16 protein-coding genes, 1 tRNA gene and 1 riboswitch are annotated in these 15,639 nt (G+C 75.9%); of the genes, 10 read left to right on the forward strand and 7 right to left on the reverse strand.

All coding sequences use genetic code 11. The features are described 5' to 3' along the window. Window positions 1–12 precede the first annotated feature (12 nt). The 6 genes from ACI79C_RS07800 to ACI79C_RS07825 all read left to right on the forward strand — a co-directional run bounded on the left by ACI79C_RS07800 (window position 13) and on the right by ACI79C_RS07825 (window position 6,712). Window positions 13–1,191 carry a PucR family transcriptional regulator gene (locus ACI79C_RS07800; RefSeq protein ID WP_456945060.1) on the forward strand — a complete coding sequence of 393 codons (1,179 nt, stop codon included), beginning with the start codon at window positions 13–15 and terminating at the stop codon, window positions 1,189–1,191. A 141-nt stretch (window positions 1,192–1,332) separates the two neighbouring features. Beyond that, a complete protein-coding gene (locus tag ACI79C_RS07805; RefSeq protein ID WP_456945061.1) occupies window positions 1,333–2,544 on the forward strand; it encodes an acyltransferase domain-containing protein in 1,212 nt (403 codons plus the stop codon). Between the two features lie 67 nt (window positions 2,545–2,611). Beyond that, window positions 2,612–3,583 (forward strand): beta-ketoacyl-ACP synthase III, encoded by a 972-nt coding sequence (locus ACI79C_RS07810; protein WP_456945062.1) that lies wholly within the window; start codon window positions 2,612–2,614, stop codon window positions 3,581–3,583. A 77-nt stretch (window positions 3,584–3,660) separates the two neighbouring features. Continuing rightward, window positions 3,661–3,900 (forward strand): acyl carrier protein, encoded by a 240-nt coding sequence (locus ACI79C_RS07815; protein ID WP_456920199.1) that lies wholly within the window; start codon window positions 3,661–3,663, stop codon window positions 3,898–3,900. Between the two features lie 52 nt (window positions 3,901–3,952). Then, window positions 3,953–5,194: a beta-ketoacyl-[acyl-carrier-protein] synthase family protein gene (locus tag ACI79C_RS07820; RefSeq protein WP_456945063.1), complete on the forward strand. Its 1,242-nt coding sequence runs from the start codon at window positions 3,953–3,955 to the stop codon at window positions 5,192–5,194. Between the two features lie 105 nt (window positions 5,195–5,299). Continuing rightward, entirely contained in the window at window positions 5,300–6,712 is a 1,413-nt protein-coding gene (locus ACI79C_RS07825; RefSeq protein ID WP_456945064.1) for an acyl-CoA carboxylase subunit beta, read from the forward strand. A 277-nt stretch (window positions 6,713–6,989) separates the two neighbouring features. Here ACI79C_RS07825 and ACI79C_RS07830 read toward each other — a convergent pair whose 3' ends face one another. Continuing rightward, window positions 6,990–7,490, reverse strand: a complete 501-nt coding sequence (locus ACI79C_RS07830) for a DUF3145 domain-containing protein (protein ID WP_456945065.1) — start codon at window positions 7,488–7,490, stop codon at window positions 6,990–6,992. 370 nt (window positions 7,491–7,860) lie between these two features. Beyond that, the gene (locus ACI79C_RS07835) at window positions 7,861–8,115 is read right to left on the reverse strand and encodes a hypothetical protein (RefSeq protein ID WP_456945066.1); all 255 of its coding nucleotides are present in this window, start codon (window positions 8,113–8,115) and stop codon (window positions 7,861–7,863) included. 81 nt (window positions 8,116–8,196) lie between these two features. Between ACI79C_RS07835 and ACI79C_RS07840 the strand changes: the two genes are divergently transcribed. Next, on the forward strand, window positions 8,197–9,090 hold the full coding sequence (locus ACI79C_RS07840; protein WP_456945067.1) for a maleylpyruvate isomerase family mycothiol-dependent enzyme: 894 nt from the start codon (window positions 8,197–8,199) through the stop codon (window positions 9,088–9,090). Between the two features lie 55 nt (window positions 9,091–9,145). Here ACI79C_RS07840 and ACI79C_RS07845 read toward each other — a convergent pair whose 3' ends face one another. Further along, the gene (locus tag ACI79C_RS07845) at window positions 9,146–10,360 is read right to left on the reverse strand and encodes a M23 family metallopeptidase (RefSeq protein ID WP_456945068.1); all 1,215 of its coding nucleotides are present in this window, start codon (window positions 10,358–10,360) and stop codon (window positions 9,146–9,148) included. An 11-nt stretch (window positions 10,361–10,371) separates the two neighbouring features. Next, window positions 10,372–10,535: riboswitch (cyclic di-AMP (ydaO/yuaA leader) on the reverse strand. A 304-nt stretch (window positions 10,536–10,839) separates the two neighbouring features. Between ACI79C_RS07845 and ACI79C_RS07850 the strand changes: the two genes are divergently transcribed. Together ACI79C_RS07850 and ACI79C_RS07855 are read left to right on the forward strand one after the other, a co-directional pair. Continuing rightward, on the forward strand, window positions 10,840–12,042 hold the full coding sequence (locus ACI79C_RS07850) for an MFS transporter (protein ID WP_456945069.1): 1,203 nt from the start codon (window positions 10,840–10,842) through the stop codon (window positions 12,040–12,042). A 51-nt stretch (window positions 12,043–12,093) separates the two neighbouring features. Further along, window positions 12,094–12,170: transfer RNA gene (locus tag ACI79C_RS07855), tRNA-Ile, on the forward strand. A 96-nt stretch (window positions 12,171–12,266) separates the two neighbouring features. Here ACI79C_RS07855 and ACI79C_RS07860 read toward each other — a convergent pair. Together ACI79C_RS07860 and ACI79C_RS07865 are read right to left on the reverse strand one after the other, a co-directional pair. Then, on the reverse strand, window positions 12,267–12,653 hold the full coding sequence (locus tag ACI79C_RS07860) for a hypothetical protein (RefSeq protein WP_456945070.1): 387 nt from the start codon (window positions 12,651–12,653) through the stop codon (window positions 12,267–12,269). 300 nt (window positions 12,654–12,953) lie between these two features. Beyond that, entirely contained in the window at window positions 12,954–13,925 is a 972-nt protein-coding gene (locus ACI79C_RS07865) for a patatin-like phospholipase family protein (protein WP_456945071.1), read from the reverse strand. A gap of 134 nt (window positions 13,926–14,059) precedes the next feature. Between ACI79C_RS07865 and ACI79C_RS07870 the strand changes: the two genes are divergently transcribed. After that, window positions 14,060–14,671: a GPP34 family phosphoprotein gene (locus ACI79C_RS07870; RefSeq protein ID WP_456945072.1), complete on the forward strand. Its 612-nt coding sequence runs from the start codon at window positions 14,060–14,062 to the stop codon at window positions 14,669–14,671. Between the two features lie 3 nt (window positions 14,672–14,674). Here the strand turns inward: ACI79C_RS07870 and ACI79C_RS07875 are convergent, their stop codons facing one another. Next, on the reverse strand, window positions 14,675–14,800 hold the full coding sequence (locus tag ACI79C_RS07875; protein ID WP_456945073.1) for a hypothetical protein: 126 nt from the start codon (window positions 14,798–14,800) through the stop codon (window positions 14,675–14,677). Window positions 14,801–15,130: 330 nt separating this feature from the next. Further along, window positions 15,131–15,337, reverse strand: coding sequence for a hypothetical protein (locus ACI79C_RS07880; protein ID WP_456945074.1), 207 nt, complete (start codon window positions 15,335–15,337; stop codon window positions 15,131–15,133). Window positions 15,338–15,639: the final 302 nt, after the last annotated feature.

Here is a 15,639-nt window from a genome sequence, read left to right on the forward strand (position 1 = left end):
CAAGGTGGGGTGGTGCCCGACCGGGGAGACCACCGCCCGCCCTCCGCAGCGACGCTGCGGCGGCTGGAGCGCGCCTCCGGCTCGCTGGCCACCCGCGCGGTCGCCCGGATGGACGAGGACCTCTCGTGGTTCCGGACCATGCCGGCCGACCAGCGCTCCTGGGTGATGCTCGTGGCCCAGGCCGGCATCGCCTCGCTCGTCGAGTGGTGCCGGAACCCGACCCGACCGCCCCGGCTGACCGGCGAGGTGTTCGGCGCCGCGCCCCGCGAGCTGGCCCGCGTCGTCCCGCTCAAGCACACGGTGGACCTGATCAAGGTGACCGTGGAGGTGATGGACGACTTCGTGGAGTCCGTGGCCGAGCCGGGGGACGGCGACGCGCTGCGCCTGGCCGTGCTGCAGTTCAGCCGTGAGGTGGCCTTCGCGACGGCGCACGTCTACGCGACCTTCGCCGAGAGCCGCGGCGCCTGGGACGCACGGCTCGAGGCGCTCGTCGTCGACGCGCTGGTCCGCGGCGAGCGCACCGAGGAGCTCTCCGGGCGCGCCTCGGCCCTGGGCTGGGCGGCGATGAGCCCGGTCACCGTGGTGGTCGGTGCCGCGCCTCCCGACGGCGACGCGCACACCGCCGCGCGCCGGGCCGCACGGCAGATGCGCAGCGAGGTCCTCGTCGGGGTGCACGCCGACCAGCTGGTCGTCGTCCTCGGCGGGTCCGAGGACCTGGAGGCGGTCGCCGACCGGGTCAGTGACGAGTTCGGCCCCGGCCCGGTGGTCAGCGGCCCGGTCGTCGACTCCCTCAGCCACGCCGGTGATTCCGCCGCCGCCGCCCTCGCCGGCCTGCGGGCCGCCCGCGCCTGGCCCGGCGCCCCCCGCCCGGTGCCGGCCGACGCGCTGCTGCCCGAACGCGCCCTGGACGGCGACCCGACCGCACGGGCCACCCTGCGGGAGCGGGTCGCGCTCCCGCTGCAGACCGCCGGCGGCGAGGTGCTGGAGACGGTCCGGGCGGTGCTGGCCAGCGGGGGCAACCTGGAGGCCAGCGCCCGTGCCCTGTTCGTCCACCCGAACACGGTGCGCTACCGGCTCAGGCGGGCCACCGAGCTCACCGGGATGTCGGCCACCGACCCCCGCGGGGGCTGGACTCTGCAGGTCGCGCTCGCCCTCGCCGCGCTGGACGAGGACCGTTCCCTCTGGCACTGAGCCGTCCGGTTCAGTGTGGTTCCCACCACCGACTCTCGTAGAACGCGCCCGGGATCCCGCTTCTGTTGTAGCAACCCTCCAAAGAGCAGCCCTGTGGTTTCGTGCCGTTCACCACCGCGTCACCCCGCGTCGTCTGCAACGGTGAGGGACGTGCTGGCCGTCCTCGCCCCCGGACAGGGGGCGCAGAAGCCCGGGATGCTCACCGACTGGCTGGAGCTCCCCGGCGCCGAGTCCTTCTTCCGCTGGGCCGGCGCCATCGCCGACGCCGACCTCCTCTCGCTGGGCACGACCGGCGACGCGGAGGCGATCAAGGACACCGCGGTGACCCAGCCGCTCGTGGTGGCGATGAGCCTGTTCATCGCCCGCGAGCTGGGCGGCCTGCCCGGGCCGGTCGCCCACACGCCGCAGGCCGGCCGGGACGTCGTCATCACCGGCCACAGCGTCGGCGAGCTGACCGCCGCGGCGCTGGCCGGGGTGCTCAGCGTCGAGGCGGCGATCGCGCTGACCGCCGTCCGCGGCCGCGCGATGGCCGCTGCCTGCGCGCAGACGCCCACGGGGATGTCCGCCGTCCTGGGCGGGGACCCGGACGAGCTCGCCGCGGCGCTGGAGCAGCACGGACTGGTGCCGGCCAACGTGAACGGCGGCGGACAGGTCGTCGCGGCCGGCCCGCTCGACGGGCTGGCCGCGCTCAAGGCGAACCCGCCGGCCAAGGCGCGGGTCGTGCCGCTGTCGGTCGCCGGCGCCTTCCACACCCGGTACATGGCCCCGGCCCGCGCGGAGCTCGAGGGCCTGGTCGGCGGGCTGCAGCCGGCCGACCCCAGCCGGCTGCTGCTGTCCAACGCCGACGGCGCCGCGGTGACCTCGGGGGCCGAGGCGCTGTCCCGGCTGGTCAGCCAGGTCACCAGCCCGGTGCGGTTCGACGCCTGCCTGGCCACGCTGCGGGACCTCGGCGTGACCGCCGCGATCGAGCTGCCGCCGGCCGGCGCGCTCGCGGGACTGGCCAAGCGGGAGTGGAAGGGCTCGGACATCGAGGTCCTCGCCATCGGCGGCCCGGCCGACCTCGACCGCGCGCGCGAGCTCATCGACGCCGAGCGGGGCCGGGCCGAGGCCGTGCACCAGCCCGACTGGCGGGTCGTCGTCTCCCCGGTGCGGGGCACGGTGAGCCCGGCCGACGTCGCGGAGGGCACGCGACTGCCCGCCGGCACCCCGCTGGGCCGGATCCACAGCCGCCGCGAGGACGTCAACGTCTCAGCCGGGTACGACGGGGTACTCGCCGAGTGGCTCGTGCAGGACGGCGACCTGGTCGATGCAGGGGACCCGATCGCCCGGCTCTACCCGGAGGTGTCGCAGTGACCGAGCTCGCGAGGGGAAGCAGAGCACCGTCGGTCACGACGCCGACGAGCGTCAGCGAGGAGGTTCCGTGACCACCACGATCAAGCTGCGGGAGGGCGCGCCCGGCGCGCGGCTGCTGGGCCTGGGCGCCTACCGGCCGCGCCGGCGGGTGACCAACGACGAGCTCGCGGGGGTGATGGAGACCAACGACGAGTGGATCCGGACCCGCGTCGGCATCGCCGAGCGACGCTGGGCGTCCGAGGACGAGACGCTCGTCGAGATGGCCATCGCGGCCGGCGGCAAGGCACTGGCCGCCAGCGGCCTGTCCCCCGACGAGGTCGACCTGGTGATCGTCGCCAGCGCGAGCCTCCGGGCGCCGATCCCGGGCATCGGCCCGCAGGTCGCCTACCGGCTGGGCATCCCGCGGCCGGGCTCGTTCGACCTCAACGCCGGGTGTGCCGGCTTCTGCTACGCCCTCGGCGTGGCCGCCGACTCCATCCGCACCGGGTCGGCGCGGCACGCGCTGGTCATCGGGGCGGAGCGGCTGACCGACGTCACCGACCTCACCGACCGCTCGACCGCGGTGATCTTCGCCGACGGCGCCGGCGCCGCGGTGGTCGGCCCCTCCGACGAGCCGGCGATCGGCCCGGTCGTCTGGGGCAGCGACGGCGACCAGCACAACGCCATCGAGATCGCCGCGGGCAGCTCCACGATGACCATGGCGGGGCAGGCCGTCTACCGGTGGGCCACCACCCGTCTCACCGAGACGCTGGTCGAGGCGATGGAGACCGCCGGCGTGGGGGCCAAGGACATCGACGTCTTCGCCCCCCACCAGGCCAACCTGCGCATCGTCGAGTCGATGACCAAGCGGCTCGGGTTCGGCGAGCGCACCGTCGTCGCCCGGGACATCGTCCAGTCCGGCAACACCTCCGCGGCCTCCATCCCCCTGGCGCTGACCGCGCTGCTGGAGTCGGGCGAGGCGAAGAGCGGCGACCTGGCCCTGGTGCTCGGCTACGGCGCCGGGCTCACCTTCGCCGGTCAGGTGTTCCGCCTGCCCTGACGGGCACCCACAGACCCTCGGGCCACAGGGGCCCGACGGCGGGACACCCCGCCCCACCCGAGAGAGAGGACCTTCGCGTGAGCGAGGACATCCAGACCGGTCTGGCCGAGATCCTGGAGGAGGTCGCCGGGGTCGCGCCGGCCGACGCCACCCCGGAGAAGTCGTTCACGGAGGACCTCGACGTCGACTCCCTGTCGATGGTCGAGATCGCCACCGCGGTCGAGGACAAGTTCGGCGTCGCCATCCCCGACGACGAGCTCGGCAACATCAAGACCGTCGGCGACGCGATGAGCTACATCCAGAAGAACCGGGGCTGACGCCCACCCGGCACCCCCGGCCCCCGGCCGCACGTCCCAGGAGGAACCCGTCATGAGCACGTCTGTCGGCGACGTCGTCGTCACCGGTCTCGGCGCCACCACGCCGCTCGGAGGCGACGTCGCCAGCACGTGGGACGCACTGCTGGCCGGGCGGTCGGGGGTCCGCCGTCTCGAGGACGACTGGGTCAAGCAGTTCCCGGCACAGCTGGCCGCCACCCTGGCCAGGGATCCCGCCGAGCAGATCGACCGGGTGCGCGCCCGCCGGCTGGACCGCAGCCAGCAGGTCGCGGTGGTCGCCGCCGAGGAGGCCTGGCGCGAGTCCGGCGCCGCCGAGGCCGGCGTCGCCCCGGAGCGGGTCGCGGTCGTGTTCGGCACCGGCATCGGCGGAGCGCTGACCCTGCTCGGCCAGGACGACGTCCTGGAGGAGAAGGGCCCCAAGCGGGTCTCCCCCTTCACCATCCCGATGCTCATGCCCAACGGCCCGGCGGCGGCAGTCGGCCTGGCCGTGGGCGCCAAGGGCGGCGTGCACGCACCGGTCAGCGCCTGCGCGTCCGGCGCCGAGGCGATCCGCTGGGGGCTGGACCTCCTGCGGTTCGACCGCGCCGACGTCGTCCTGGTCGGCGGCGCCGAGGCCGTCGTCCACCCGCTGCCCATGGCGGGGTTCGCGGCCATGCGGGCGATGAGCACCCGCAACGACGAGCCCGAGCGCGCCTCCCGGCCGTTCGACAAGGCCCGGGACGGGTTCGTCCTCGGTGAGGGCGCCGCGGCCCTGGTGCTGGAGCGCGCCGACGCCGCTCGGGCCCGCGGTGCGCGCGTCCACGCCCGGCTCGCCGGTGCGGGGGCGACGGCCGACGGCTACGACCTGGTCGCCCCGCACCCCGAGGGCGAGGGCGCCGGCCGGGCGATCGCCGCCGCGGTCCGTGACGCCGGGCTCGCGCCCGCCGACATCGGCCACGTCAACGCGCACGCAACCTCCACGCCGGTGGGTGACACCGCCGAGGCCGCCGCCATCCGCAACACGATCGGCGAGCACGTGCTGGTGACCGCCACCAAGAGCCAGACCGGGCACCTGCTCGGCGCGGCCGGGGCGCTGGAGTCGGTGTTCACGATCCTCGCGCTCCGGGAGCAGGTCGTGCCGGCGACGGCCAACCTCGACGACCCGGACGACGACGCCGCCGTCCAGGCCCTCGACATCGTGCGCCGGGAGCCCCGGCGCGCCCGGCTCACCGCCGCGGTGAACGACTCCTTCGGCTTCGGCGGGCACAACATCGCACTGGTGTTCACCACCGCCTGAGCAAGGACCCCGCTGCCCCGCCCGACGGGGCCGGCACCACCTCGGTGCCGGTCCCGCGATGGCGGCTGTCCAGGCACGCCCGACCCCGGAGAGGCCGGAGATCCCGTGACCACCCTGTCCCCCGCCCCCGTCCCGACCGCGGTCGACCCGCGCGACCCGGAGGACCGCCTGCTGCGGTTCTTCGACGCGGGCTCGATGACCCTCCTCCGCCCGCGCGACGTCTCGGGGGTCGTGGCGGCGCGAGGCAGGGTGTCGGGGACCCCGGCGATCGCCTACTGCACCGACGCGACCGTCATGGGCGGCGCCATGGGCCTCGACGGCTGCCGGCACATCGTCGACGCCATCGACACCGCGCTGCGCGAGCGGGTCCCGGTCGTCGGGATCTGGCACTCCGGCGGCGCGCGCCTCGCCGAGGGCGTGACGGCGCTGCACGCGGTCGGTGAGGTCTTCGCGGCGATGGTCCGGGCCTCCGGGCGGGTCCCGCAGATCTCGGTGGTGCTCGGCCCGGCCGCCGGCGGCGCCGCCTACGGTCCGGCGCTGACCGACCTGGTCGTCATGGGCCCCGCCGGACGGGTGTTCGTCACCGGCCCCGAGGTCGTCCGCTCGGTCACCGGCGAGGACGTGGACATGGAGCGGTTGGGCGGCCCGGACACCCACGGCCGGCGCAGCGGCGTCGTCCACGTCGTCACCGAGACCGAGCGGGCCGCCCTGGAGACCGCCCGCACCGCGGTGGACCTGCTCTCCGCGCAGGGCTCGCTGGCACCCTCCACCGGAGAGCCGGACGTCGACCTGCGCGCCCTGCTGCCCGAGCAGCCGCAGCGGGCCTACGACGTCAAGCCGCTGGTCGGCGCGGTCCTCGACGGCCCCGGGCTGGAACTGCACCCGCGCTGGGCGCCCAACATCGTCACCACCCTCGGCCGGCTGGCCGGGCGGACGGTCGGGGTCGTGGCGAACAACCCGCTGCGACTGGGCGGGTGCCTGGACTCCGCGTCGGCCGAGAAGGCCGCCCGCTTCGTGCGGATGTGCGACGCCTTCGGCGTCCCCCTGGTCGTCCTCGTCGACGTCCCGGGCTACCTGCCCGGTGTCGGCCAGGAGTGGGACGGCGTCGTCCGGCGCGGCGCGAAGCTGCTGCACGCGTTCGCCGAGGCGGTGGTCCCGCGGGTGACGCTGGTGACCCGCAAGTCCTACGGCGGGGCCTACATCGCGATGAACGCCCGCTCGCTCGGCGCGACGGCGGTGTTCGCCTGGCCGGGCGCCGAGGTCGCCGTCATGGGCGCCAAGGCGGCCGTGGGCATCCTGCACCGCAAGAAGCTGGCCGCCGTCCCGCCGGCCGAGCGGGAGGCGCTGCACGCCCAGCTGGCCGCCGAGCACGAGCGGATCGCCGGCGGGGTGAACCGGGCGCTGCAGATCGGCGTCGTCGACGAGGTGGTCGAGCCCTCCCGGACGCGGGCCCGGCTGATCGAGGCGCTGGCGGCGGCGCCGGCCGGGCGCGGAGCCCACGGCAACATCCCGCTCTAGGGGGCGGAGCCGGGATCAGGGACCCTGATCCCGGCGCGTCCTCCCCCAGCGCAGACGGAGCGAGAGGACGCGCGGCGGGACGGGAGGACCTCCCGGCGCGACGAACGACGACGGGGCCCGGCACCGAGTGGTGCCGGGCCCCGTCGCGTCGGAGCCGGTGGCCGTCCGGACGCCGCTTCCCCGACGACGTCCGGACGACCTGCCTGAGCCTACGACCGGAGGTGGGAACCCTCGACTCGTCGTAGTCGGATCGTGATGAGACCGGTCCAGTCCTCCCTCAGACCACCTGGTGCAGCCAGGTGATGGGGCTGCCGTCGCCGGCGTGACGGTAGACCTCGAGGTCGGCGTCCCAGGCCGCGCCGAGGAGCTGGTCGACACCGTGCCGGAACGCCTCGATGGACGTCGCGGTGGCGGCCAGGTGGCGCAGCTGCTGCTCGGTGACGATGAGGTCACCGTTGGCGCTCGTGGGTGCCCGGAAGACGCCGTGCCCGGGCACGTACGACATGCGCTCGCCGTCGTTGCCGTGACTGGCTTCCTCGGTCACCTCGAAGCGCAGCATGGGCCACGCGCGCAGCGCAGCCACCAGCTTCGCACCCGTGCCGGGGGCGCCGGTCCAGGCGACCTCGGCACGGTAGGAACCGTGTGCCGCGGGCTGGTCGGCCCACGACAGGGAGACCGGCGCGCCGACGACGCGTTCGAGCGCCCACTCGACGTGCTGGCAGAGCGCCTTCGGGCACGCGTGCACGAAGACGACACCCTGGGTAGACCGTCGCTGCACGGGGCACCTCCATCGACTCGATCGGTCTCGTCTTCCCCAACGGACGATCGATTCGGTGACAGGCTGTGTTCGGCGGTTCCGGACCAGGGGTCCCGGGAACAGTTTGCACGATGGTCACCCGATCGCGCCAGTGCGGGAGGGGCGGATGAGACACATGTGACGGATGGTCACCGCCAGGACCTCTATGCGCTGGTCAGCGGGCCATACCATGCACAGGGGACCGGCGTCCAGCCATCCGGTGCCACCCACACACCATCCACAGGATCTCCCCCGTGGGCCCACAAGCCGATCCCCAGGCGGGCTCGGCGCAGGCGGTCCTGCTCACCCAGCGTAGCGAGCAGGACCGCGGGACACGGGTGCCGACACGGCGTCAGGCACCCAGTGTGGCCTGCAGGTCCTCCCGCGGCACCACCCGTGTCGCCCGGAACGGGACGCCCTCGGCCCCGGGCTCGGTCCAGTCGACGTCGACCACCTGGCCGGCGCGGAGCGTCCCCCCGTGCGGGCCGTCGACGACCGAGGCGTCCACCCAGCAGCCGCCGGGCAGGTCCGGTGCCTCGACCAGCCCGGCCCGACGGTCCTCGTCCCAGCGGATCACCGTTCCGCGCGTCGTGCCGCTGCGTGTCACCCCTCCAGGCTGCGCGGACCGCCGTCGGGGTTCAAGTGGACGGCGCGCCTGGCCCGCGGGCTCCGGGGTAGGAGCCGCGGCATGGTGCGACAGCAGGGCATGGCCGGTGCCGGGCGGGACGAGGTCGGCGGGATGGTCCTCGACGCGTGGGACGCCTTCCTGGAGCAGGCCGCGACCGTCGACCTGGACCGCCCCACCCGGCTGCCCGGCTGGCGGGCGCACGAGGTGTGCGTGCACCTGGGCTGCTGGGCGGACCACGCCGCGCTGGCCGACCTCATCGCCTCCGCGCGCACCGGCGGGACCGGGACCCCACCCGACGCTGACGCCACCAACGCCCGGGTGACCGCCGCGCACCGCGCCGCGTCGCGCGCGGAGGTGCTCGCGGCACTGCACCGCAACCGGGAGGCCACCGCCCGCTACCTGGCCGAGGAACCGGTCGAGCTGGACACCGCCCCGGCGGTCGCCGTCGTCGGCCGGCTCCCCCTGCTCAGCGTGGTGCTCGGCCAGGCCTACGAGCTGGCGGTGCACGGGCTGGACCTGGCCGAGGCCGGAGCACCACCGGTCCCGGCGCCGGTGCTGCAGTCCGGGCTGGCCGCGCTCGCCGACGTGACCGGTGCGCTGGCGGCGGCGAACGGGATCACCGGGGGCGCCGGGCTCGCCACGCCGGACGGCGGGTGGCGGTTCGCCGCCGACGGCGACGGCTGGACCGTCGGGCGGCTGCCCCCGGGCCGGCCGACGGGGACGGCGGTCGAGGCGCCGGCCGACCTGCTCCTGGAGGCGGCGTCCGGGCGGGTGAACCCGGTGGTCGCGCTGGCCCGCCGCCGGCTCAAGGTGCACGAGATCGGCGGACTGCTGGCGCTGGCGCCGATCGTGCAGTCAGCACCCGGCATCCCCGGGGGCCCGATCCTGCAACTGGCCGCGCAGACGCTCGGCGGCGTGGGCGGGCTCCTCGGCCGGCTGCGCGGGAGGCGCTGAGGACGGCTGCGGCCGCCGGGTCCACCCCGGCGGCCGCACCCGTGTCAGGCCGACGTCAGCAGCCGCCCACCGCGATGCCGTGCGCGGTCAGCCACGGCACCGGGTTCACCCGGTTCGCGTACAGCCCGCCCTGGTGCACCTCGAAGTGCAGGTGCGGCCCCGTGGACTGGCCCTTGTTGCCGACCTCCGCGATCTGCTGGCCGGCGGTGACCACCTGCCCGGCGCCGACGAAGAACCGGTTCACGTGGCCGTAGAGGGTGATCTGGCCGTCGCCGTGCTGGACGTACACGGCCTGCCCGAACCCGCTGGCCGGGCCGGCCTGCAGCACGACGCCGTCCTCGGGGACGTAGATCGGCGTGCCGATGGGCGCGGCGATGTCGACGCCCTGGTGCAGGGTCCCCCAGCGGGCCCCGTAGCAGGAGGTGACCCGTCCGGCGGTCGGCATGGCGGTCGAGCTCTGCGCGCTGGACAGCGCCTGCGCCTGGGACTGCCGCTGGCTCCACGCCGCGCCGGGGTCGGCCGCGCCCTGGGAGGCCAGCAGCCGCTCCCCCGCCTGGCGGAGCTGCTCCTCCAGGGAGGCCTTCTCCGCCGAGCGGGCGTCGAACTCGGCCTGGGCCTCGGCGAGGTGGGCGTTGGCGGCGGCCTCGGCCTCGTCGGCGGCACGGGCGGCCGCGTCCCGCCGGGCGACGGCGTCCTCGGCGGCGCGGGCGGCGTCCTCCACCCGCTGCTCGACGGTCAGGAAGTCCTGGAGCTGGGCGGCCCGGTGGTCCCCGATGACCTCCATCGTGGCGGCCTGCTGCAGCAGCTCCGTGGGGCTCTGCGCGTCGAGGAGCATCTGGACGTCGCCGTAGCGGGTGTCGCCGCCCATGTAGGCCTGGCGGCCCAGGTCGGCGATGGCCTGCTCCGCTCCGGCGACGTCGGCCTGGGCGTCGGCCAGCTCGGCGGCGGTCCGCTCGGCCTCCGCGCGGGCGTCGGCCAGCTGGGCGCGGGCGACCAGCGCGGCGTCGGCAGCCGCCTCGGCCTCCACGGTCATCCGCTGCAACTGCTCCTCGGCGGCCGCGACCTGCTCCTCGATGCGGGCCACCTGGGCGGCCAGCTGGTCCTGCTCGGAGGAGGCGGGCGTGCCCGGAGCGGCGACCGCGGCCGGCGCGCCGGCCAGCAGGCCGGCCACCGCGGCGGCGACGACCAGGGTCCGGCGCGGGGAGCGCAGGCGGCGGCTCGGCGACGGAGCACGGCGGGGCTCGGTGTTCAGGTGGTGCAGGGTCGCCAAGGCGACGGTTCTCCCATCCTCGCGACCGCCTACCGAGTTAGCTGACGGGTTCGGGCCGGACGGCGCCCTACCTGCCTGCGTCCCCACGCGCAGGCAGGACTCACCCCAGGAGTTCGGTGGGTCCCCGGTCCGCCTGGACCCGGAGGGGTCGTCGGCGGTTCGGCGGGGCCTCGCCGAGGCCCTCGGTTCCCGAGGAGCTGAGCCCGGCAAGGCCGTCGGGAAAGCTACTACGGCGCGCAGGACCGGTCACGATCGGGTAACGCCCGCGGCGTGCCTGCTTGCCCGAACGGGTGACCTCCCGCTACATGCCGCAGTCGGGTGACCGCAGGGCGGTGATCACCGACCGTACCTGCCGTCAGGGCCCGGCACCCCGTCGCCCACCTGCGCGGACTCCGGTAGACGTGGACCGTGTCCCGGACCGGCCGGCAGCTCCCCACGCCGGTCCAGGCACGCGTGCGCAGCCGCGCCGGGCGGCCGGGGTGAGATCTCGCACACCCCGACCCGACGCGCCGACGACACGCCGCGGCCGGCAGCGGGGCCTCGTCGCGCTCTGCGCGACCGAGATCACCAGCTGGGGCGTCCTCTACTACGCCTTCCCGGTCGCCCTGGCCGACATCACCGCCGACACGGGCTGGTCGGCCCCGACGGCGTCGGCGGCGTTCTCGGCGGGCCTGGTCGTCTCGGCGCTGGCCGGGATCCCGGTGGGGCACTGGCTCGACCGGCGCGGTCCCCGCCGGGTGATGACCGCGGGCTCGCTGCTCGCCGTCCCCGCGACGGTGGGCATCGCCCTGGCGCCGGGCTACGGCTGGTTCCTGCTGGCGTGGCTGGTCGCCGGGGTGGCGATGGCGGGGGTGCTCTACCAGGCGGCGTTCACCGCGCTGGCCCGGTGGTACGGGGAGGACCGTGTCCGGGCCCTGACGGCGCTGACCCTGGCGGCGGGCCTGTCCAGCACGGTCTTCGCGCCGCTGACCGACGCGCTGCTGACGGCCTTCTCCTGGCGGGGGACGTACCTGGTGCTGGCCGCGGTGCTCGCCGTGGTGACCGTGCCGCTGCACGCGTTCGCCCTCCCCGCGGCGTGGGCGCGCCCGCCGTCCGGGGCGGCGGAGGGCCGGCGGCGGGTCCCGCCGGAGGTCCGGACGCCGGGGTTCCTGCTGCTCGCCGGGGCGCTGACGCTCACCGCCTTCGGCCTGTACGCGGCCAGCCTCACGCTCATCCCGCTGCTGACCGGCCGGGGGTTCTCCAGCTCGCTGGCGGCCACCACGCTCGGCCTGCTCGGCGCGGGGCAGCTGCTCGGCCGCCTCGCGTACGCGCCGCTGAGCGCGCGGACCTCGCCGGCCGGGCGCGCACTGGTGATCGTGCTGGCCTCCGCCGCGACCATCGGGCTGCTCGCGGGGCTGCCCGGCCCACCGGCGCTGCTCATCGCCGCGGCCGTGCTCGCCGGGGCGGCGCGTGGCGCCGGGACGCTGCTGCAGGCCACCGTCGTCGCCGAGCGCTGGGCAGCCACCCGGTACGGCACGATCGGCGGGTACCTGGCCGCGCCGGTCACGCTGGCCACCGCCGTCGCGCCGTGGGCTGGAACGGCGCTGGCCGAGGCGGTGGGCGGCTACCCGACGGCGTTCTGGGTGCTCGCCGCGCTCGTCGTCGCGGCCGCCGGTGCCGCCGTCCTGAGCTACCGCAGCTGATCGGCGGCTGCGCACCGCGCGGGGAACGGCGTCTGGCAGGCTGGGCGCACCGGGGCGGTAGCTCAGCCGGTCAGAGCATGGGACTCATAATCCCTGGGTCGTGGGTTCGAGCCCCACCCGCCCCACCACTCCACCCGCAGGTTGGCTCGTCCGCCCCTGCGGACCTCGTCACGCAGCCGGCTCGGCGTTCCACCCGGGCCGACCTGGTGCGCCGCCCCAGCCCTCTACGTCACGTTCGTCCAGACGGTGCCGATGTTCTCCTCACCGCCACCTTGAGACGTTGCGAGCAGGCAAGCCGTCAACGAGGTCCCCGTGGCGGTGAACGAGAAGGTCTGGCTGACGTCGGTCTGGGCGCCCAGGTGCACTGCGAGGGTGAACGGCCTGGACGTGCCTTCCTCGAGGAGGAAGAGCCCCTCTCCGCCGTTCACCCGATCGGCCGGATCCCGTGTGGTCACGGTCGCGTTGCCGGACACCTCGTTGCCTGGCTCGAACGTGGCGACGGTGAGCCTGTGAGGACAGGTCGTGGTGACGACAGGCACCGTTCCCGCCGCGGCCGCGGGGGCCAGCAGGACCGCGGTCGTCGCCGCGGTCGTGGCGCTCGCCACCACCATCGGAAGTGCGACAAGACGTTTCCTCAAGGCCATCGCCCCCTGGCGCTGTAGCGGGTTGTCGCCCGATGACCAGCCTTGACCCCCTGCTTCGCCAGAAGTGGCACAGCTCACAGGCGACGGGACGTCGACCGTGGTAGCACCGGCGCGGCGCGGCTGTCCAGGCAGTGGCGCATGTCGGTGCGCCCCGCGTGCTCGGGTACGACCACTCGGACAGGTGGCGGGCCTGGCGCTCATCCACCGCAAGGGTGGCTGACCCGGCGCCGCGGCCGAGCCGCACGGTCGTCCGTCGAAGCCAGGCGGCTAGCGCTCGCCCAGGCTCCGGACCAGCTCCGACACGTCGGGCCTCGCCGCCCGGGCGCCCGCCGCCAGGAAGGACTGCTGGATCACCTCGTTCAGCCGGAGCCGGGACATCATGTCGTTGCCCATCACCTGCTGCTCGGCTGCTCCGGGGGTGAAGACCAGCGTGCGGACCCCCGTGGCCTGCAGGGCCCGGACCTCGCGCCGGAGCAGGCGGGCCGAGTGGCGGCGCGACGCCGCGTAGACGTCGAGCTGCCTCCCGGCGGGCCCGCTCATCGGTGAGACGACGAGGACGACGTCCAGGCCGCGGTTCCTGAGGATCGCGGCGTTGGTCGGCGAGTGCACGCCGCCGTCGACGTAGGCGTGCCCGCCGATGTCCACGGGGGCGAAGTACCCGGGCACCGCGCAGGACGCCGCGACGGCCCGGTGGATCGGCGCCGCCGGCGCCCCGGGGCGCCCGAACACCACGCGGCGCCCGTCGCGCCGGCGCACCGCGCAGACCCACAGCGGGGGGTGCGGCCACTCCGGCCGCTCCAGCTCCCGGAGCGCGCCGAGCTGCTCGACGATGTCGTGCCGCCCCGGCGCGACCAGGGCCATGCCCGCCGCCAGCGGCCGGAACCGCCACGGCCGGGTCAGCGCCCGCTGGACCATGTGCCGGCCCGGGAAGCCCAGCGGGCGGCGCAGCATGTCCAGCGGGCGGAACGGGGCCAGGTCGGGCACGGGGGTGTCGGCCATCTGGCGGAGCACCTCCTCGTCGCCGGACAGCGGGGCCTTCACCGTCCAGGCCGCGAGGTCCTCCGCCGAGACACCCAGCCGCAGCAGCGTGCCGGTGATCGACCCCGCCGAGGTCCCGACGATCACGTCCGCGGTGCGGGCGTCGAAGCCGAAGTCGTGCTGCAGGACCGCCAGCACACCCGAGTGGTACGCCTGACCGACGACGCCCCCGGCACCCAGCACCAAGCCGACCCTGGTCACGGGCAGAAGTCTGCGCCGCCGACTCGTACCCGGACAGGGCAGGTCCGGGCACGCCGACCGCCGGCGGAGCCGGCGCTCGCCCCATCGGGCGAACAGGGGACCTCGCGGCCCGCGGATCCTGGACGATGCGCGGGGTGGACGACGACTGGGACGAGTCGGTGTCGATGCGGCTGGCCTGCCTCGCGCTGGACCGGGGACGGCTGACCGACGACCTGGTGACGGCACTGGCGGTGCGCGGCACGCTGCTGGTGGACCTCGCGCTGCGCGGGCGGGTCCGGGAGACCGACGATGCCGTGGAGTTCGACGCCGGGCCCACCGGGTTCCCTCCCGCCGACCGGCTGCTCGCCGACGGCGCACCGTCGCTCACCGAGCTGCTGCGGCGGGGCCCCGTCGACCAGGAGGACCTGGCCGCCGAGCACCTGCGCCGGGGGTCGTGGACTGCGCGCCGGCGGTGGCTCGGGACCCGGTACGTCGACAGCCGGGCCGACCGGACGCGGGCCGACGAGCAGGCCGTGGACTCGCCGCCGGACGACGGGTGGACGCCGGAGGACGCCGCGCTCACCGCCGTCGCCGGCACCCTCGGCCTGCTGGCCACCCCGCGCGACCTCCCGACCGAGGAGGTGCTCGAGCGCACCGGGCCGGTCCGGTGGCTGGTGGGACTGGTCGTCGAGGAGGTGGACCGGGCGATCACCCGCGGCCGGTTCCTGCGCGGAGCCGTCACCTGGGTGGACGGCACGCCGGGATGAGCCTCACCGCGCGCCCGGGTACGCCAGCACGCCGTCGCTGACCCCCTGCGCGGCACGCTGCCGCCCTCCCGGGCCGGTCACGGCGGCGGCGTCCTCGGGGTTGCGCAGGGTGGCGCACTCGATGAACACCGCGGGGACCCTGGCCAGGTCCAGGCCGGCGAGGTCGCTGCGGCGGGTGAGCCCGGGGTCGACCCAGGCCCCCCGGGGCAGGTGGCCGGCAGCTGGCCGGTCTCGTCGCCGAACGCGTCCAGCAGGTCCAGCGCCGGGTCGTGGGAGGCCGGCAGGATCGCCGCGGTGCCGCCATCGGGTGCGACGTCGGGCTCGATGACGTGGAAGCCGCGGACGCCGGCGGCCGCGCCGCCGGCGTGGATGGGAACCGCCAGGTCGGCGGCGCCGGCGTCGTTGGCGGCGGCGGCCGTGCGTCGACGCAGGGGCCGCCCCCGGTGTCGTCGGTCCTCGTCAGGGGCACGGTGACCCCTCGGCGCGGAGCAGGCCGGCCGCGCGCTGGGCCACGTCGAAGGTGAACGCGTGCTCCGGGCAGCCCGCGTCCGTCGCTGCTCCCGTGGTGTCGCGCGGCTTGTCGAAGCCGCCCGCCGGCACCAGCCGGCCGACCTCCGCGGGGCCCGAGGCGTTCCCGCCGTTGTGGCCGGGGTCGACGACGACCACCGCGGGCGCGACCGGAGGAGCGGACGGCGGCGGTGCAGGGACCGCACCCCCGGACGGCGCCCCGCTCGCGGGGGCACGGCGCTCCGAGGTCGCCGCGCCCCCGGGTCCGGACCCCGTGCAGCGCGGCGACCGTGCCGACCAGACCGATGCCGACGACGGGGTTCCGCCACCCGCACACGACCACCTCCACGCCGCCCGTCGACGGAGGACCCGGTGTCCCCCCGGCTCCGACGACCGGCCCGGCCGCCCGTCCCGCCCGGGGACGGGACCGCGGAGTGGGTGGCTCGACGCGCGCCGTCGCC

The organism is Geodermatophilus sp. SYSU D00697 (assembly GCF_054050175.1).

What these genes read in the sequence shown, in the direction of transcription:
- ACI79C_RS07820 (WP_456945063.1), top strand. Translation starts at nt 3,953, where the DNA reads ATGAGCACGTCTGTCGGCGACGTCGTCGTCACCGGTCTCGGCGCCACC.
- ACI79C_RS07840 (WP_456945067.1), top strand. Translation starts at nt 8,197, where the DNA reads ATGGTGCGACAGCAGGGCATGGCCGGTGCCGGGCGGGACGAGGTCGGC.
- ACI79C_RS07860 (WP_456945070.1), bottom strand. Translation starts at nt 12,653, where the DNA reads ATGGTGGTGGCGAGCGCCACGACCGCGGCGACGACCGCGGTCCTGCTG.